Source organism: Mycobacterium sp. (assembly GCF_049647605.1).
Lineage (GTDB): Bacteria > Actinomycetota > Actinomycetes > Mycobacteriales > Mycobacteriaceae > Mycobacterium.
The window spans coordinates 1-18,772 of sequence record NZ_JBARXZ010000164.1 but is presented as its reverse complement, the minus strand read 5'-3'; the positions used below and the strand labels follow the sequence as shown (position 1 = coordinate 18,772).

General features: G+C 65.4%; 17 protein-coding genes. 10 read left to right on the top strand and 7 right to left on the bottom strand.

From position 1 onward, the window contains the following. Nucleotides 1–355 precede the first annotated feature (355 nt). The 3 genes from WBB07_RS21395 to ribB are packed head-to-tail and all read left to right on the top strand — an operon-like array spanning nt 356 to nt 2,597. Nucleotides 356–859: an NADPH-dependent FMN reductase gene (locus WBB07_RS21395; RefSeq protein ID WP_526310374.1), complete on the top strand. Its 504-nt coding sequence runs from the start codon at nt 356–358 to the stop codon at nt 857–859. Continuing rightward, nucleotides 856–1,362, top strand: coding sequence for a flavin reductase family protein (locus tag WBB07_RS21390; protein WP_526310373.1), 507 nt, complete (start codon nt 856–858; stop codon nt 1,360–1,362). Before WBB07_RS21395 ends, WBB07_RS21390 begins: the two co-directional genes overlap by 4 nt. Continuing rightward, entirely contained in the window at nt 1,359–2,597 is a 1,239-nt protein-coding gene (gene ribB / locus WBB07_RS21385; protein WP_526310372.1) for a 3,4-dihydroxy-2-butanone-4-phosphate synthase, read from the top strand. Before WBB07_RS21390 ends, ribB begins: the two co-directional genes overlap by 4 nt. Nucleotides 2,598–2,678: 81 nt before the next feature. Here ribB and pcrA read toward each other — a convergent pair whose 3' ends face one another. Then, a complete protein-coding gene (pcrA, locus tag WBB07_RS21380; RefSeq protein ID WP_526310371.1) occupies nt 2,679–4,997 on the bottom strand; it encodes a DNA helicase PcrA in 2,319 nt (772 codons plus the stop codon). A gap of 197 nt (nt 4,998–5,194) precedes the next feature. Here pcrA and WBB07_RS21375 point away from each other — a divergent pair, with 197 nt between their 5' ends. Further along, a complete protein-coding gene (locus WBB07_RS21375) occupies nt 5,195–5,515 on the top strand; it encodes a chorismate mutase (protein WP_526310370.1) in 321 nt (106 codons plus the stop codon). 74 nt (nt 5,516–5,589) lie between these two features. Here the strand turns inward: WBB07_RS21375 and WBB07_RS21370 are convergent, their stop codons facing one another. The 3 genes from WBB07_RS21370 to WBB07_RS21360 form a co-directional block, all read right to left on the bottom strand. After that, on the bottom strand, nt 5,590–7,614 hold the full coding sequence (locus WBB07_RS21370; protein ID WP_526310369.1) for an SGNH/GDSL hydrolase family protein: 2,025 nt from the start codon (nt 7,612–7,614) through the stop codon (nt 5,590–5,592). A 120-nt stretch (nt 7,615–7,734) separates the two neighbouring features. Beyond that, nucleotides 7,735–8,610: a TIGR03620 family F420-dependent LLM class oxidoreductase gene (locus WBB07_RS21365; RefSeq protein ID WP_526310368.1), complete on the bottom strand. Its 876-nt coding sequence runs from the start codon at nt 8,608–8,610 to the stop codon at nt 7,735–7,737. Between the two features lie 61 nt (nt 8,611–8,671). Then, nucleotides 8,672–9,595, bottom strand: a complete 924-nt coding sequence (locus tag WBB07_RS21360) for a LysR family transcriptional regulator (RefSeq protein ID WP_526310367.1) — start codon at nt 9,593–9,595, stop codon at nt 8,672–8,674. Nucleotides 9,596–9,708: 113 nt separating this feature from the next. On the opposite strand from WBB07_RS21360, the gene WBB07_RS21355 reads away from it, so the two are divergent. The 5 genes from WBB07_RS21355 to WBB07_RS21335 are packed head-to-tail and all read left to right on the top strand — an operon-like array spanning nt 9,709 to nt 14,410. After that, nucleotides 9,709–10,275, top strand: a complete 567-nt coding sequence (locus WBB07_RS21355) for a VOC family protein (RefSeq protein WP_526310366.1) — start codon at nt 9,709–9,711, stop codon at nt 10,273–10,275. Further along, on the top strand, nt 10,272–11,462 hold the full coding sequence (locus tag WBB07_RS21350; RefSeq protein ID WP_526310365.1) for a sugar ABC transporter substrate-binding protein: 1,191 nt from the start codon (nt 10,272–10,274) through the stop codon (nt 11,460–11,462). The genes WBB07_RS21355 and WBB07_RS21350 overlap by 4 nt, the downstream gene beginning before the upstream one ends. Continuing rightward, nucleotides 11,459–12,988 (top strand): sugar ABC transporter ATP-binding protein, encoded by a 1,530-nt coding sequence (locus tag WBB07_RS21345; protein ID WP_526310364.1) that lies wholly within the window; start codon nt 11,459–11,461, stop codon nt 12,986–12,988. The genes WBB07_RS21350 and WBB07_RS21345 overlap by 4 nt, the downstream gene beginning before the upstream one ends. After that, nucleotides 12,978–14,045: an ABC transporter permease gene (locus WBB07_RS21340; RefSeq protein ID WP_526310363.1), complete on the top strand. Its 1,068-nt coding sequence runs from the start codon at nt 12,978–12,980 to the stop codon at nt 14,043–14,045. The genes WBB07_RS21345 and WBB07_RS21340 overlap by 11 nt, the downstream gene beginning before the upstream one ends. Nucleotides 14,046–14,068: 23 nt before the next feature. After that, nucleotides 14,069–14,410, top strand: a complete 342-nt coding sequence (locus WBB07_RS21335; RefSeq protein WP_526310362.1) for a putative quinol monooxygenase — start codon at nt 14,069–14,071, stop codon at nt 14,408–14,410. Here the strand turns inward: WBB07_RS21335 and WBB07_RS21330 are convergent. Both WBB07_RS21330 and WBB07_RS21325 read right to left on the bottom strand, forming a co-directional pair. Then, nucleotides 14,392–14,760, bottom strand: a complete 369-nt coding sequence (locus WBB07_RS21330; RefSeq protein WP_526310361.1) for an ArsR/SmtB family transcription factor — start codon at nt 14,758–14,760, stop codon at nt 14,392–14,394. The genes WBB07_RS21335 and WBB07_RS21330 overlap by 19 nt on opposite strands. A 92-nt stretch (nt 14,761–14,852) precedes the next feature. Then, on the bottom strand, nt 14,853–16,301 hold the full coding sequence (locus WBB07_RS21325) for an NAD-dependent succinate-semialdehyde dehydrogenase (protein WP_526310360.1): 1,449 nt from the start codon (nt 16,299–16,301) through the stop codon (nt 14,853–14,855). 49 nt (nt 16,302–16,350) lie between these two features. On the opposite strand from WBB07_RS21325, the gene pgi reads away from it, so the two are divergent. Then, on the top strand, nt 16,351–18,006 hold the full coding sequence (gene pgi, locus WBB07_RS21320) for a glucose-6-phosphate isomerase (protein ID WP_526310359.1): 1,656 nt from the start codon (nt 16,351–16,353) through the stop codon (nt 18,004–18,006). A gap of 268 nt (nt 18,007–18,274) precedes the next feature. On the opposite strand, the gene WBB07_RS21315 is transcribed toward pgi, so the two are convergent. Beyond that, a partial coding sequence (locus tag WBB07_RS21315; protein WP_526310358.1) for an HNH endonuclease signature motif containing protein occupies nt 18,275–18,772 on the bottom strand: 498 nt, incomplete at its 5' end.

Genomic DNA, 18,772 nt, shown 5'->3' with positions numbered 1-18,772 from the left:
CCGACCTGTCTGCGCCGACGTCAGTGCGCGTTGTTGTCAGCACAACCGGCCCACAAGTCGAAGCAGGCTAGGCAGGGCTCACGGCGATCCATGAAGCGATGAGTGGACGCATAATCTGGACTACTGACCAAATTTGAGCGGAGGGTCAACGGACTCCACCGAGACAGGGGCCGTCTGACAAAGTAACGCGGACCGGCGTTGTCCAATCGGACCAGTCGAAACTCGCTGCTTCAGGTGTCGGAACACACTAGCCGGGCGGCGCAATACGGAGGCCACATCCGGGACAAATTCCAGACATCAATCGGCGCTTGACTTCTCGGTGTTCCATCCACTTTGTGAGAGGAAGGTACTCCGCATGCACGTCATGGTAGTCGCGGGCAATCCCAAGCCGCAGTCACGGACACTGCAGGCGGCCCGGCTCGTTGCCGAGTCGTTGACACCCGAAGCGACGATCACCGAGGTCGATGTGGTGACACTTGGCCCGGGCCTGCTCGGCTGGGGGAATGCCACCGTACGAGCGGCGGTGGACGCAGTATCGGGAACTGACCTGGCGGTCTTTGCCAGTCCAACGTTCAAAGCCACCTACACCGGCATCATGAAACTATTCCTCGACCAGTTTGCAACGGGGGACGGACTGCGTGACGTCGTGGCGGTGCCGCTGATGCTCGGAGCCGGACCTACGCACGCCATGGCGCCCGATCTACTGTTGCGGCCTGTGCTGTCCGAGCTGGGGGCGGTGTGTCCGTCCACCGGACTGTATTTGCAGGAGTCGACATTCACAACCGACGGGAAGATCGGGAAATTCGTCGAACGGTGGGGTGAAGCCCTGCGCCACAACATCCGACGGGTGCGTTCATGACAACACCATCAAGCACAACCATGACCTCTCATGATCTACGAACCGCGTTCGGGCACTTCCCAAGTGGCGTGGTAGCCATCTGCGCAGATGTTGGCGGGTCCCGCACAGGGATGGCTGCGAGTACCTTCATCGCGGTGTCACTGGAACCCGCGCTGGTGGGATTCTGCGTACAGAACACATCGACAACGTGGCCATGCCTGCGGGACGCAAATCGCCTGGGCATCAGCGTCCTCAGCGAACGGCACGACATCGCGGCCCGTACCCTGGCTGCCAAGACAGGTAATCGGTTCGCCGGTATCGAAACGGAGACCACCCTGACCGGTGCGGTGTTCGTGCGCGGCGCGAGTGTCTGGCTGGAAACCTCGATTGCCGACGAGGTGCCCGCCGGCGATCACATGTTCGTCATGATGGCAGTCCACGGCATCACCATTGGCACCGACTGCGAGCCAATTGTGTTTCACCGAAGCTCTTTCCGACGCCTGCTCGCCGAGGGACGGCAATGACGGCCGAGATCGCCCAGGCCTTGACAGCGCTGCGCGAAGGCAGTCCGATTTTGGTCGTCGACGACGCCGACCGCGAGAACGAGGGCGATGTGGTGATGGCCGCGGCTACCACCACGCCCGAGTGGGTGGCGTGGACAATCCGTAACTCCTCGGGGCTGCTGTGCGCACCGGTCACCGCCGCACACACCCAGCGCTTCGCCTTGCCCCAGATGGTGGCCGCCAACCAGGATAGCCGCCGAACGGCCTACACAGTCAGCGTGGACGCAACAGACGGCGTGACGACGGGGATCAGCGCACGCGACCGGAGCACGACGCTGCGGACACTGGCGGACCCGGGGGCAACCGCACAGGACCTGATCCGGCCCGGCCACGTGTTTCCGCTGCTGGCGCGACCGGGCGGGGTCCTGGAGCGACCCGGCCACACCGAGGCTGCGGTGGACCTGTGCCGGCTGGCCGGCGTCGAACCCGTCGCCGCGATCGCGGAGCTGGTCACCGACTCGGGTTCGATGATGCGGAGCCCGGAGATCGTGACCCTCGGACAACGAATGCAGCTGCCGGTGCTACGGATAGACCACCTAATCGGGTACCGACGCACTCATCCGCACCTTCTGCCCGATACGCCGTCGGCGCGCGTTCGCCGATCCGGTGAGAGCACGATCATCACCGCCGCCGGCTCTTTCCACGTGATCGCCTATCTGGATCTGAACACCGGGGCCGAACACCTCGCACTGGTGCGCAACCCCGGCGGATCGCGCAGCACCGAGTCGCCATTAGTCCGGGTTCACTCGGAATGCCTTACCGGCGAATCCTTTCGGTCGTATCGATGTGAATGCGGACCTCAACTCGACGCCGCACTGGCGAAAGTCGCCGCACATGGCGGCGTGGTGGTGTACTTGCGTGGCCACGAAGGCCGTGGCATCGGGTTGCAGAAGAAGATCGCCGCATACCACCTTCAAGATCGGGGCCTAGACACGGTCGAGGCCAATGTGCGACTAGGCGAACCCGTTGACGCCCGCGAATACGGCGCTGCTGCCGCAATTCTCGTCGACCTGGAAATCGATTCAGTGCAGCTGATGACCAACAACCCGGACAAGGTGGCGGGACTCGAGACCGGCGGCGTAAAGGTTGCGCGCCGGCTCCCACTGGTGGTTGGAGCACGACCGGAGAACCTCGAATACCTCGCAGTAAAGCGTGAACGTCTGGGACACCTGTTGCCACGGTGCAGCATCTCGTGAACAGCACGCCAGCGAGTACACGTCCTGGTGATCCAGCGGCGTGGCGTACGGCGTCTTTCTACCGCTGTGTTCTGAGCATGTTTACAGCTTGCTGATCGGGGCGTGGTTGTGCATCAACTTGACCCGGCCGGAACTGCCGAAGTCGATGAGCGACATCGCGGATTCACCGACACCGTTGACCTCTTCGACCCGCCCCAGTCCGTACTTGTCGTGGGTGACGCGGTCCCCGGGTTCCAGCGTGATCAGTTGACGGTTCCGTGCCGGGGCGCCACGACCGGGTGCCGGGCGCGGTGTCCCGAACCGGCCGGCCCCGCTGACCGGCGCGCTCGGCGCCGACGTCGCCTCCGTCCGTCGCCAGTCGATCAGTTCCTGCGGAATCTCCCGCAGGAAGCGTGATTCCGGGTTGAGCATCGGCTGCCCCCATGAGGAACGCACCTTCGCCCGGCTCAGGTACAGCCGCTGCCGGGCGCGGGTGATTCCCACGTAGGCCAGCCGCCGCTCTTCGGACAGTTCGGTCGGATCCCCGAGCGCCCGCATGTGCGGGAACATGCCGTCCTCCCATCCGGTGACGTACACCACCGGGAACTCCAGGCCTTTGGCGGTGTGCAGCGTCATCATCGTGACCACACCCGCGCCCTCTTCCGGGATCTGATCGCTGTCGGCCACCAGGGACACCCGCTCGAGGAACTCGGCGAGCAGCCCGGTTTCGGGAATGTCTTCATCGATGGGCTCGGCGCTGTCATCGGCGGCGCGCTGGGCCGCAGCGTTGGCCCGGTCGATGCTGAATTCGTGTGCGACGCTGACGAGTTCATTCAGGTTGTCCAGGCGTGCCTGATCCTGGGGATCGCTGGAGGCTTCCAGCTCACTGCGGTATCCGGTGCGGTCGAGCACCTGCTCCACCAGGTCACCGAGCTCGTCGCCCAGCTTGGCCCGCAGCCCGCCGAGCAGCTGGATGAACGACGCGATCGCCTTCTCCGAGCGCGTGTTCAGCATCGGGACCTTGCCTTCGGCGGCGGCTTGCAACGAATCGTTGAAGCCGGTGCCGGTGTTCTCGGCGTAGACGGCGACACAGGCTTCAGCGCGATCGCCGATACCTCGGCGTGGGGTGTTGAGGATGCGCCGCATGCTCACCGTGTCTCCCGGATTGTCGAGCACCCTCAGGTAGGCGACGATGTCCCGGATCTCCTTGCGCTCGTAGAAGCGCACTCCCCCAACCACTTTGTACGGAATACCGGCTCGGATGAACACTTCTTCGAGCGCACGGGAGGAGTTGTTGGTGCGGTAGAACACCGCGACGTCGTTGTACGAGATCTCGCCCCGGTCGGCCAGCGAGTCGATCTCCTGCGCGACGAACCGGGCCTCGTCGTGTTCGTTGTCGGCGACATAGCCGACGATCAACTCGCCTTCACCGGAATCCGTCCACAGCCGCTTCTCGCGACGGCCGGCATTACGCGAGATCACCGAGTTGGCCGCGTTCAGGATGGTCTGGGTGGAGCGGTAATTCTGTTCCAGCAGGATCGTCGTGGCGTTCGGGTAGTCGCGCTCGAAGTCCTCGATATTGCGGATGGTCGCGCCGCGGAACGCATAGATCGACTGGTCGGCGTCACCGACCACACAGAGCTCACCGGGGGTGACCCCGTCGCTCTCGGGCAGGTCGTGGCCGACGAGTTCGCGGACCAGCATGTACTGCGCATGGTTGGTGTCCTGGTACTCGTCGACCAGGATGTGCCGGAATCTGCGCCGGTAGTACTGCGCGATCTGCGGGAACGCCTGCAGTACCGCCACCGTCTCGCCGATCAGGTCGTCGAAGTCCAGCGCGTTGGCCGAGCGCAGCCGCCGCTGGTACTCGCCGTACACCGAGGCGACGGTGCGGGTCATGTCGTCGGCCGACTCGTCGAGGGCGGCAACCGCGCTGTCCGGGTCGATCAGCTCGTTCTTCAGGTTGGAGATCGCGGTGGCCAGCAGCCGCGGGGTGTAGCGCTTGGTGTCCAGGCCCATGTCCTTGCCGATCATCATGAGCAGCCGGCGCGAATCGTCGGCGTCATAGATCGAGAAGTTGGAGTTCAGCCCGGGCAGCAGTGACGCCTGATTGCGCAGGATCCGGACGCAGGTGGAGTGGAACGTCGAAACCCACATCGACTTTGCCCGGGGACCGACGAGGTCGACCACCCGCTCCCGCATCTCGGCGGCCGCCTTGTTGGTGAAGGTGATGGCCAGGATCTGTCCGACCCCGACGTCGCGGGCGGCCAGCAGGTAGGCGATTCGGCGGGTCAGCACTGCCGTCTTGCCGGACCCCGCACCGGCGACGATCAGCAGCGGCGTCCCCTCGTGCAGCACCGCCTGGCGTTGCTGCGGGTTGAGGCCATCGAGGAGCTGATCAGTTTCGGTTAGCGTGCTCATATCGTGATCAAACTTACCGCTGGGCGCAGACACTTTGCGCCCGTGTAGCGGTTAGTGGCACACTCGATCCGTGCTCAATGCGTGGCGTCGATTTTTTTACGGGTACCGGATCACGGTGCCCGGCGCTTAGTCATTCCTGAGCCCCGTGGTCCGAATCCGGATCCGGGGCTCTTTTGTTGCGTGAGGCCCGGGAGCGGATGAGACCAGAACCCACCAGCAGCGAGAATGCGGAGCAAGACATGAGTACCGAAACTCGAGTTCAATCCGAGGCCACCGCCGAGGACATCGACGAGCTGCGCCTCGAGATCGACCGTTTGGACGCCGAGATCCTGGCCGCCATCACCCGTCGCACCGAGGTTTCCAAGATCATCGGCAAAGCGCGGATGGCCTCCGGCGGCACCCGCCTGGTGCACAGCCGTGAGATGAAGGTCATCGAGCGTTTCAGCAGCCTCGGCCCCGAGGGCAAAGACCTGGCCATGCTGCTGCTGCGCATGGGCCGCGGCCGCCTCGGTCACTGAACAGTCTGGTCACCGAGCCGTCTGGTCATCGGGGCCGTCTTCTCAGAAGGTCGAGTGGACGCGCCGTCCCAGCCTCATTTCGAGAGCGCCTCGATCAGCCACGGCGCCAGCCATTCGACCGCCTGCGGGGTGGGATGCACCCCGTCGCTGCGCAGCCGGATTCCGTCGACCCGGTTGGTGTACGCGCCGCCCGGCCCCAGCTTCTTGTTCAGGTCCAGCACCGTGACGTTGGGTCGCTTCTCGGCGACCTCACGCAGCAGCGTGTTCCACTGGTTGGTGCGTGCCGGCCGGTCCTCGGGATACAGGCTGCCGTCGGAGCGTTCGGCGCGCCGACTGTAAGGCGCCGTGGTGACGACGACGTGCGCGCCGGTTGATCCCAGGATGTCCAGCGCACGATTGAGTTCGCCGCGCAGGTAGGTGTCGTAATCGTCGTCGCCGACGTGCGTCCACTCCCCGTCGTGCATGCGGTCGACGGTCTCCCAACGGCCGATCATCAACAGCACCGAGTCGGGACGCGAATGCTGGATGCGTTGGGTCCAGCGGCTCGGCCAGGTGTCGCACTCCGGCTTCTGGTTGAGCTCTTGGCCCGTCGCCCGGTAGGGGCCGCCGCGGGCGATTCCGCAACCGATGGTCGTGTAGTCGGCCATCCGCAGCTCAGGTGTCGGCGGGAAGTAGCGCATCAACGTCCAGGCGACCGAATCCCCGAAGACAGCGGTGCTGGGTGTCCCGGGTTCGGCGGCATCGGGTCCCACCACCACCGGAATCTCGGGCATCACCATCGCCGCCGACGCAATGTCCAGGGGTTCGTCGACCGGCACCGGATCCACCCGGACCACTGTCACCGTCACCACGGCCGCCGTCGCCGCTGTCGCCGCCGCGAAGCGCAACATCGGCACCGCAGCGGGGCGCCACCGCTGGACGGGCTGCTCGATCAGCCACCAGGAGGCCGCCGCCAAGGCCAGGGTGACCACGCACCGCACGGTGAACAGTGACCATCCCGTCCAGCCGGTGCGCTCGCCGTTGAGGATGCCGAACACCGGCCAGTGCCAGAGGTACACGCCGTAGGAGATGGTCCCCAACCACACCAGTGGGGGCAATGCCAGCACCCGCGCCACCGGTCCGGCTTGATCGAGTGCCACCGGCACCACCACCAGGATCGCCCCGACCGCCACGATGACCAGCAGCCCGGAGCGGAAGTCGTCGACGCTCCCGCTGGCCCGATGCGCCGCGAAGGCCAGCACCGCGACCCCGGCCAACGACACCCCGCGAGCTGCCCACCGGATCCAACGTGACCGGATCACGTTGCCTCCGGCGGTCACCGACGACCAGTCGCGCACCAGCAGCGCGGCCGCCGCCGCACCGAGCAGCAGGGCCTGCACCCGGGTGTCGGTGCCAAAATAGACGCGGTTCAGAGTTTGTTCGGAGACCAGCAGCACCGCCGCGGTCGCCGAGGCTGCGGCGCCGGTGATCGCGAGCACAAACACCGACAGGCGCACCGCCCGCAGGCTCGGCGCTCCACGGCGGAGCGCCAGCACCGTCAGCGGCACCGCGACGATCAGCAGCGGCCAGACGAGGTAGAACTGTTCCTCCACCCCCAGCGACCACATGTGCTGCAGGGGCGACGCCGGACTGCCCTGCGAGAAGTAGTCGGTGCCCTGGGCGACAAACGCCCAGTTGGCCATCCACAGGAAAGCGGCGACGGCCTCCTCGCGCAGCCCGGTGATTGCGCCGGCCGGGAACAACTGCCGGAAGACCAGTACCGCCGACACCACCACCAGCAGGGCCGGTAACAACCGGCGGAAGCGACGAATCCAGAAGTCACGCAAGCTGATGCGCCCGGTACGTCCAAGTTCGTCGAGCAGCAGCGAGGTGATCAGGAAACCGCTGAGCACAAAGAACATGTCGACGCCGAGGAATCCGCCGGGCACGCCGGGGACGCCGCCGTGTTCGGCGAGCACCAGAACCACCGCGATGGCCCGGATGCCGTCGAGCGCAGGGATGGATCGGCGGCCCGGCATCCGGCGGGACATCCCGGTGGCGACCCATCGGCGAGGCCCACCGACGCGAACAGGCGCCGCAGTCACCTCATGACCTCCCATGTCGATCCGCGCGGGAGTCTATGAGCTCTGCGGCGTCCGATCCGTGAGGCGCGCGGCAGTTCCCCCCGTGCGGGCCGCGGCGAGCGGACACAGTGCGGGCTACCGGCGCGGGCATGGAGGCTAGAGCAGAGCTTCGGCGAGGGCCTGCCAGTGCGGCGCAGCGGAACCCCCAGCGGGAGTCCCTATCACCTGGATTGCTACGTGGTCCGCACCCGCGTCGACGTGGTGACGCAGTTTCTCCACGATGGTGTCCACGTCCCCCCAGAACACGAGGTCGTCGACGAGCCGATCGCTGCCGCCGTGACCGATCTCGTCGTCCGAGTAGCCCAGCCGCCGGAACTTCGCGACGTTGAACGGCTGGTTGAGGTACGGCTGCAGATGTTCCCGCGCGAGCGCGCGGGCTGCATCGGCGTCGGTTTCGAACAGCACGGCGTGCTCCACGCCCAGGAAGCGATCTGGACCGAGAATGTCGCGCGCTTGCGCGGTGTGCGCGGTGTTGACGTGATAGGTGTGCGCGCCCTGTGAGCGTTGCCGTGCCAGGCGCAGCATCTCGGGTCCGTAGGCGGCCAGGATCCGGCGTACCGGAGAGCGGGGGCTCGGGTTCGGGGTGCTCAGGCCGTCGAGCTCGTCGAGGTATTCCCCCATCGCCGCGAGCGGTTTGACCTCGCCGCGCCGGCCACCGCCGTAACCGAGCCCCACCACATGACGGCCGGGGTAGGCGTCGGCCAGAAGCACCGACGCCCCGTGGGTCCACAGAGCGTCGCGGGACCAGATCTGGGCTATCCCATTGACGACGTTGAGACGCCGGGTGGTTGCCAGCAGGAAACCGGCGTGGGTGAAGGCGTCGCGGCCGAGCAGTTCCGGAATCCAGACCGTCTTCCACCCCTGGGCCTCGATCGCTTGAACACTGTCCCGGATAGCGCTGGCCGGCTGAGATTCGAAGTCGAAGGTCCACACCCCGAAGGTCCCGAGATCACGTTCATCGATAACGCCCATGTGTGTTGTCCTTCCTTGCCTCCGGCTGTCAAATCTAAGTATCGCGATTTGTCGATATGTGTCAATCCGGGCGATCGGCGAACTCGGCGTACACGTAGGCGTTGCGCGGCTGCGCGACAAACGGGGATGAAGCCAGCGTCTGCAGAAACGCCTGCCCGAGCGGCGGCCATTCGCTGCGCGTGTAGACCGAGAGTTCGCGCGCCAGAGGCCGTTTGAGCTGACGCACCAGATGTCCGAGATCGCCGGGCACGACGTTGCTGGGCAGGATCGTCGGCCCCAGCCCACACGCGGCGAGGCGGGCCAACGCCTCGATCTGAGAGGTGTGCACTGCCGGCAACGGTGCAAACCCAGCGTCCCGGCAAACACCGTCGACGAGAGGGGCCATGCCCGCGGTGGCGTCGGGCAGCACCCAGCGACGATCTTCCAGAGTTGCCAGATCGACCCGCCCCTCCTGCGCCAGAACCGGGTCATCCTCGGGGAACAGCACGACAAACTCCTCCCATCCCAGCGTCACGATCGGGCCGTCCCACCGGTGGGGCGTCGGCCCGATGGCGAGGTCGGCAACGCCGGCGCGGACCGCATCCTCCATCACCCGACGGTGGCGATACTCGTGCAGGTCGACCAACACGTGCGGGTGTTGCTGGCGCAATGCGCGGATACATCGCGGCAGGAGCCCGATCGCAATGGACAGCAGGGCTGCGATCTCCAACCGCCCGGCCTCGACGTCGTTCGCCATGAGGGCCGCCCGCCGGGCCCGCTCGGCGTTGAGTGTCGTGGCCCTGGCCCCCGGCAGAAACGCCCGGCCCGCGGGCGTCAGACGGACGCCCCGGGGCAATCGTTCGATGAGCGCGCCGCCCAGTTCGGATTCCAGAGCGGCCACCTGCTTGGACAAGCTCGGTTGCGCCACAAACAGACGCTGCGCGGCGCGGGTGAAGCTGCCCTCCTCGACCACGGCAACGAAGTACTGCAATTGGCGAAGGTTCACGACACTCCCATAGATAGCGGCTATGACAAACATGAAAAACAGGTATTGGACAGAATGCCACCTCCGCGGCCAGAGTGATGCACATCTCACAACCGCTAGCCCAGGAGAAGTCCGTGCCCTACATCAATCACGTGGCTCTGCCCGTCGATGACGTCGAGAAAAGCAGTGCGTTCTACGTGGACTGGTTCGATGCGCGGATCATCCCGTCGCCGAAATTCCCGGTTCCCGTCGCCTGGTTACTGGTGGGAAAAATCCAGATACACCTCGTACAGCACGCTTCCACCGCGTCAACGGCATATCACTTCGCGATCACTGTCGACGATCGAGACGCCTTCGAGCGGCTGTACTGGCGAGCAGAACGTGAAGGCCTCATCGACACCGACACGTTCCCGCACCACATCTTCGTGCTGCCTGGTGGCGAAGTGCAGATGTGGATCCGCGATGTGGCCGGCAACGTCATCGAGGTGGACTACCCGCACATCGCCGATCTGGATCCACGGATCGCCGGCACGACACGGCGCTGGGCCCAAGACTGCGAGCTCACCGAGTGGAACCGGCAGGCGTCGCTGTTTCGCCCAGAGCAGGCGGGCATTGCTCTCACCGGCGCGCTCGCGTCGCATTCCGTCGCCGACCACAACGCCGCGCCGGAGAGCTCCACGAGCGCGACGGTGGGGTCGTGATCGCCGGAGGACGCCGCCGGCTGCTGGCGGGCGCGGCGACCGCGGTCCTCACCATCACCGCCACGGCGTGCAGCGGCAGTGATCAGTCAGCCACCGAGACCGGTGACGGCGGCTCCACGAGCGCGGAATATCTGGCGCTGGCCGAACGCATCACGCAGGACGCCACCGCCGGCGTCGTGTACGCGCCGGGAAACGGGTTCACCCCAGGCAGCGAGCTCACCCCGATGCAAACCTGGATGGGGCCGACCGAGACTCCCCCGCTGCCGGCGTCGGCCCACATCGCCTTCGTCTCGTGCGGCGCGACCGTGTGCAACGAGACAGCTCAGGCTGGCGCCAGCCTCGCCGAACATGCCGGATTCGACGCCACCCTGGTCAACATCAACGGGTCGGCGGACATCGCGAACATCAATCAGGCGATGGCGAGCGCGATCGCGCTACGGCCGGACGCCATCATCGCTGTCTGCGTCACCGCGACCCAGGTGTCCGACAAGCTCGAAGCGGCCCGCGCGTCGGGAATCGTGACCGTCTCCACCTGTGATCCCACACCAACCGGCGGTCACGGGCAGTTCGATGCGGCCGCCGACTATGCGAACGGTCTTTCCGCCGAGCTGCTCGGCTGGGGCATTGTCGCCGACACCGAGGGGAAAGCCGACGTCGTTGCGATACGCGACGAGGCGTTTCCCGCGGTTGTGCGCAAGATCGACAACCTCACCCGGGTGATCGAAGACTGCGCCGGTTGCAAGGTCAGCACCGCAACATGGCAGATCACCGACGCGAACAACTCCGCAACTGCCGCAAACATCTTGGGCAGCATCATCAACGCGAACCCGACGATGAACACCTTGGTGCTGCCCTACTCGGTGGGCGCCTTCTCCGCTGTCCAAGCCGTCGCGAGTTCGGGTCGCGACATCAAGATCTATGCCGACGACCTGGATGCCGTGAATCAGCAATTGCTCGCCGATGGCTCACTGACGATGGTGAGCTCGGTCGACCCGAAACTGGCGATGTACCAGAGCGTTGATCAGGTGATTCGGGGATTGGCCGGGACCCCGTATGTCGAACCCGCCGATCTTCCCTACCTGGCCCACCTCTACTCCTCGGAGGATCCACCGACGACGGGCGTGGGCGCATTTCAGAGCTTCTTCGACTACGAATCCGTCTACGCCGACCTGTGGGGCACCCAGTGACCACGGGTCGGTCACCCCTGTCGCTGCCGAGTGCCGTGTCTCCGACCGAGGTTCACCCGGTACTCGAGGTACGAGACCTGCAAAAGGTCTATGGCGGCACCGCCGCGCTCTCGGGTGTGAACCTTCGAATCGCTCCGGGGGAAGTCCACGCTCTACTCGGCGAGAACGGAGCAGGCAAGTCGACCCTGGTGAAGATCCTGGCCGCGGTAGAACACGAGGATGGCGGTGAAATCCTGCTGGGTGGAGCTCACGCCCCCGGCCGCCGCACACCACGGTTCATGACCGATCAGGGCGTAGTGTTCATCCACCAGGATCTGGGGCTCGTGGAAACGATGTCGATCGCGGAGAATATCGCTGCATATGCAGGATATCCGTTGGGCCGCACCGGTATCCGGTGGACCCGGACTCGCGATTTGGCGCGCACCGCGCTGGCTAAACTCGACGTGGACCTCAACCCGGACACTCCGGTCGCAGAGTTGTCGATCGCCGAACAGGCAACCGTCGCCATCGCCCGCGCGCTCGTCCTGGACGCGCGACTCATCGTGTTGGACGAGCCGACCGCCAGCCTTGCCGCCGGGGAAGCCAGCCGGCTGCTGGAGATTCTCCGGACGCTGCGAAACACCGGGCTTTCCTGCCTGCTTGTCACCCATCGCCTAGATGAGGTCCTCTCGCACTGCGACCAGGTCACCGTCCTACGCAACGGAACGTTGGCATGTTCACGCCCGGTCGCCGGACTGACCCAGGCCGCACTCATCGAGATGATCGTCGGCCACGTCCCCGAGATGCCGGCCCGCGCTTCCGGCAAGACCAGTGAGGCCGCCCGTCTGTCGATCGCGAATCTCAGCGGTCCGGGTTTCAACGACGTCACTTTTGATGTCTCTCATGGGGAGATCGTCGCCGTCACCGGCTTCGCCGACGGTGGCCACCTGGCGGTTCTCGCCAGTCTCTACGGCGCCCAGCACCACAACAGCGGTCGGATTTCACTCGACAACCGTGACTACACGCCAGTGAGCCCAACATCGGCACTGGAGCGCGGAATTCACTACGTCCCGCCCGACCGAAACAGGGAAGGCCTCGCCGGGAGCCTGACCATCCGAGAGAACATGTTCCCGAACCCGCCTGCTCGATTCCGGCCGATGGACCGCCGAGGAGAACGGGACCTCACCGCAAAGTCGATGAGCGCGTTCGACGTTCGGCCCCGGGACTGTGAGGCAGCCGTGGCGGTACTCAGCGGCGGTAACGCGCAGAAGATCCTCATCGCCCGGGCGTTGGCACAGCAGCCGCGGTTGCTACTGCTGTGCGAGCCGACGTCGGGGGTTGACATCGGAGCCCGCACCACGATCTACCAAAAACTCCGCGAGGCGTCCGCCGCAGGGATGCCCATCGTGGTCGCCAGTTCAGATTTTCAGGAGGTCGCCGACCTGGCCGACCGCGCCGTTGTGCTGTGCCGCGGCGCCATCACAAGGGTATTGGCCGGCGCCGACCTGACCGTCGCCTCACTCACAGGAGCTTCCTATGGAACGTGACTCCACCTCGACCCTTCCGGGCCGGGACGGAACCAGCTGGGTCGCACGCAGTGGCCTCGGGGCCATTCTGTTGGTCTTGATCGTCGGCTTTTCGGTGGCTATGCCTTCGAGCTTCGCCACCGTCGACAATTACCGCGCCATTCTGAACAACCAAGCTGTCATCGTGCTCCTGGCGTTGGCTGCGATGATGCCACTCATCGTCGGCGAATTCGATCTCTCCGTCGCGGGCACTCTGGGCGCTGCGCAGGCTCTTGTCACCGGACTCTGTGTCCTGCAAGGACTTCCACCCGCAGTAGCAGTGGTGCTGTCGATCATCGCCGGGGCACTCATCGGGCTCGTCAACGGCTTGGTCATCGTCAAATTCAGGATCAACGCGTTCGTCACCACCCTGGCGAACAGCACAGTGATAGGAGGTTTGGTCGTCTGGTACACCGGCGGTGCCCCCATCTATGCCGGTGTGCCGCAGTCGTTGACCAGGTTGGCGCGAGGGGACCTATTCGGGATTCCGCTTCCGGTCCTGTACGTCGCCATCGTCACCGCAGCACTGTGGTTCGTATTGGCGCGCCTTCCCATCGGCCGCCGACTGTATGCCGTCGGCGGCAACCGCCGCGCTGCCGAACTCACCGGAATCAGAGCCGACCGAATCGTGATCGGCAGCTTCATCGCCTCGGGTGTTCTGGCCGCAACTGCCGGCTGCATCCTCGGCAGCCAGCTCGGATCCGCGGTCCCGGGCGGCGAGGCAACCTATCTGCTACCCGCATTCGCCGGTGCATTCTTGGGCGCTACGGCCATTACGCCCGGGCGGTTCAATCCCATCGGCACGGTGCTGGCCGCCTACACCCTGTCGGTCGCCGTCGCGGGGCTTCAGCAACTGGGAGCGCCGTTCTGGGTACAGCCGGTATTCAACGGCATGGTGTTGATTGTCGCGGTCGGATTGTCGGGATACGCCGCCCGAGCCAAGGCTGCCCGAGCCAAGACCCGACAACTGGCCCGCATCCAACACGAGGCAATCGCTACGCCGCCCAACGCGGCCGACACTGCACGCCAACGGATTTAGAACATCGAGGAAGGAAGTACACCATGTCCGAGATCATCGTGGTCGCATCATTCATCGCGAAGCCTGGTAAGGAACGTGAAGCCGAAGAGTTCCTGGCAGACCTCCTGGATGAAACACACAACGAGGACGGATGCCTGCTGTATGCCCTCAATCGGGGCCTCGAGGATCCCCGTCGCCTCGTCTACGTCGAGCGGTGGGAAAACCGCCCGCTACTCGACAAGCACCTCAACAGCGCGCACATCCAGACTGCCTTGTCGCGCGTCGGCGAGTTCTTCTCCGCAACACCTGACATCGTCTATTACGAAGAGCGACCCGGCGGCCACCCTGACAAGGGGTCGATCTCCGGTCACGCCGTCGGCGTGTGAACCGATGAGGCCGTCAGCGTGTCGCCCAAGAGCCGGATGAACGCGCTGACGGCCTCATCGTCGCGGCGGTAATGCGTCCATTTACCCACCCGCGTCGAGGTGACCAATCCGGCTCGCTGCATGTCGGTCATGTAGGCCGACACCGTCGACTGGGCCAGTTGCGTCTTGGCCTGGATATGGCTGACGCACACCCCGGCCTCAGCTCGGGCGGCAATGGGCTCCCATTCACTGAAATGCGTGTCCGGATCACCCAACCACTCGAGAATCCTCAACCGAACCGGGTTCGCCAACACTCGGAGCACCTCGGTCATCGCGTCGAGGTCCTTGATCGCGATCGCGGGACTCGCCATGGCGTCAGTCTAGATCGACTCGTTGGGCACCGCCGCCCCGCGCGATCGGATACCCGAGTCGGCGAGGCGCGCGGCACAACCCCGCGAGAGACTCAGGGGGTCAAGGCGATGTACTTCGTGTCGAGGTACTCCTCGATGCCCTCGGAGCCGCCTTCCCGACCGAAACCGGATTCCTTGACCCCACCGAACGGTGCGGCCGCATCGGAGATCACGCCGCGGTTCACGCCGACCATGCCGGATTCGAGAGCCTCGGCCACCCGCAGCGCACGGTCGAGGGATTGGGTGTAGACGTAGGCCGCCAACCCGTACTCGGTGTCATTGGCGGCCTTGATGCCGTCCTCTTCGGAGTCGAAGCCGGTGATCGGGGCCACCGGTCCGAACACTTCCTCCTTGAGGATGCGGGCATCGGAGGGAACATCGGTCAGCACCGTGGCCGGGTAGAAGTTGCCCGGGCCGGCGGGGGCTTCGCCACCGACCGCCACCGTGGCGCCGCGCTCGACCGCGTCGGAGACCAATTCCTGAACGGTGGCCACCTGTTTCGGGTTGATCAGCGGACCCAGTTTCGACGACTCGTCGAGGCCATTGCCCAGGGTGAACTCGCCCATCCGCTTCACCAGCTTCTCGGTGAATTCCTCGCGGACCGAGTTGGCGACGTGGAAGCGGTTGGCCGCGGTGCAGGCCTCACCGCCGTTGCGCATCTTGGCGAGGATGGCGCCGTCGACTGCGGCGTCGACGTCGGCATCGTCGAAAACGATGAAGGGGGCGTTGCCGCCGAGCTCCATCGATGTCCGCAGCAACTTGTCCGACGACTGCTTCACCAGGGCCTTGCCCACCCCGGTGGAACCGGTGAAGGTGAGCTTGCGCAGCCGGCCGTCGTCGATGAGTGCGGTGGTGACCTCACGCGGCTGGGTGGTCGGCAGCACCGACAGCACCCCTTTGGGCAGCCCGGCTTCGCCGATGAGCTTGGCCAGCAGCAGCATTGTCAGTGGGGTTTCCTGCGCGGGCTTGACCAGCATCGTGCAGCCGGCCGCCAGCGCCGGGCCGATCTTGCGGGTGCCCATGGCCAGCGGGAAGTTCCATGGCGTGATCGCGTAACACGGGCCGACGGGCGCCTTTGTCACGATGATGCGGCCGGTGCCGGCCGGGCTCGGGGTGTAACGGCCGCCGATACGGACGGCTTCCTCGGCGAACCAGCGGAAGAACTCCGCACCGTAGGTGACTTCGCCTTTGCTCTCGGCGTACACCTTGCCCATTTCGAGGGTCATCAGGGCGGCGATGTCGTCGGCACGCGCGGTGATGGTCTCGAACACCGAACGCAGGATCTCACCGCGCTGGCGCGCCGGTGTTGCGGCCCAGTCGGCCTGCACCGCCGCAGCGGCATCCAGCGCCGCCAGCGCGTCGGCAGCGGTTGCATCGGCGACCTTGATCAAAACCTCGTCGGTAGCGGGGTTCAGGACGTCGAAAGTGGACGTCCCCTGACGTTCCTCACCCCCGATCCACAGTCCGGTTGGAACGGATGACAGCAGCTTGGCGGTGTCCATACATCAATCATCTACCCCCGCGTCGCATCCTCAGCATTAGGGTTTGGGAATGACCGAAATCGCGGATATCTCCCAGACGTCAGCTTGGATCGCTCTGCAACGGCACCATGATGAGATCGGCAAGAAGCATCTCCGTGAGTTCTTTGCCGAAGACCCCGACCGGGGCCGCGAGCTGACGTTGACCGTCGGTGATCTCTACATCGATTACAGCAAGCACCGGGTCACCCGCGAGACCCTGGATCTGCTGATCGAGCTGGCCAAAACCGCCGGCCTGGAGGCCCACCGCGCCGCGATGTTTGCCGGCGAACACATCAACACCTCTGAGGACCGGGCCGTTCTGCACACCGCGCTGCGCTTGCCGCGCGACGCGTCCCTGACGGTCGACGGCCAGGACGTGGTGGCCGACGTGCATGCCGTGCTGGATTCGATGGGTGAGTTCACCGACCGGCTGCGCAGCGGCGAGTGGACCGGCGCCACCGGTGAACGCATCAAGACGGTCGTCAACATCGGTATCGGCGGCTCCGACCTGGGGCCGGTGATGGTGTATCAAGCACTGCGCCACTACGCCGACGCGGGCATCTCCGCCCGGTTCGTGTCCAATGTGGATCCCGCGGACCTGGTAGCCACCCTCGCCGACCTCGATCCGGCGACAACGCTGTTCATCGTCGCGTCCAAGACCTTCTCGACGCTGGAGACACTGACCAATGCCACCGCGGCTCGGCGGTGGCTCACCGACGCCTTGGGCGATGCGGCGGTCAGCAAGCACTTCGTGGCGGTGTCGACCAACAAACGGCTGGTCGACGAGTTCGGGATCAACACCGACAACATGTTCGGCTTCTGGGATTGGGTGGGCGGCCGCTACTCGGTGGACTCGGCGATCGGGTTGTCGGTGATGGCCGTGATCGGCAAGGAGGCGTTTGCCGACTTCCTGGCCGGTTTCCACCTCGTCGACGAGCATTTCCGCACTGCGCCACTGGAATCCAATGCGCCGGCACTGCTGGGCTTGATCGGACTGTGGTATTCGGATTTCTTCGGCGCGCAATCACGGGCGGTCTTGCCTTACTCCAACGATCTGGCCCGGTTTGCGGCCTACCTGCAGCAGCTCACCATGGAGTCCAACGGTAAGTCGGTGCGCGCCAACGGAACCCCGGCTACCACGGACACCGGAGAAATCTTCTGGGGCGAGCCGGGCACCAACGGCCAGCATGCGTTCTATCAGCTGTTGCACCAGGGGACTCGCCTCGTCCCTGCAGATTTCCTCGGATTCTCGCAGCCGACGGATGACCTGCCCACCGCCGACGGTACCGGCAGCATGCACGACTTGCTGATGAGCAACTTCTTCGCCCAGACCCAGGTGCTGGCCTTCGGCAAGACTGCCGAGGAGATCGCTGCCGAGGGAACTCCCGCAGAGGTGGTGCCACACAAGGTGATGCCGGGCAACCGGCCGTCCACCTCGATCCTGGCCACCAAGCTCACCCCGTCGGTGGTGGGGCAGCTGATCGCGCTCTACGAGCACCAGGTCTTCACCGAAGGAGTCGTGTGGGGTATCGACTCCTTCGATCAGTGGGGCGTGGAGCTGGGCAAGACGCAGGCGAAAGCCTTGCTGCCCATCATCATCGGCGACGACTCTCCCGCACCCCAGTCGGACAGCTCCACCGATGCGCTGGTGCGTCACTACCGTGAGGGGCGCGGCCGGGCGGTCTGAGCCGCCAGGCGAAGACCGTTCCCGACCCACCAACACCGCCGGGCGGTCTGAGCCGAGTCGTTGATTAGTTGGCAGTAGTTCCCGATGCCAGCGAGGATTTGGGCCGCGGGCGTGATCCGTAGGTAGGGGCACGGGTTGGTGTTCCAAGCGTCGATCCAGCTGCGGCCGTTGTTGTCGAGTTGGTGCACCGAGGTTTGGCTGCCGCGGCGCAGTTTCCTTGGTGGCCAGCTCGGCGAACCAACGCTCGACGAGAGTGAGCCAGGATCAGCTAGCTAGCTGGTGGTGGTTGTGGTTGGAATGGTTGGTACCACCACCAGTTGGCGTGTTCGCCGGTGGGTCCGGGGCAGGGTGGGACATCGGGTGGGGGTGTGGTCGGGGGTCGGGCCAAGGAACCGGATTCAAGCTTTCGGCCCGACGCGTCGGTGACCACCAGGTGTTCGGCGGGTCCGGTCAGACTGATGCCGCCGCGGTGATGCAGCCGGTGGTGGAACGGACACACCAGCACCAGATTCGACAGGTCGGTGGGGCCGCCGTCCTCCCAATGCTGCAGGTGATGAGCATGCAACCCGCGGGTAGCCCCACAGCCGGGAACCACACAGCAGCGATCCCGATATTCCAGGGCGCGGCGGAGTCGACGGCTGATGGTGCGGGTTTCCCGCCCGGCCCCGATGGGTTGGCCGGCCCGTTCGAACCACACCTCGCAGGTGGCATCACAGGTCAAATACTGCCGGTCCTCGTCGGTGAGCACGGGACCCAGATGCAGGGC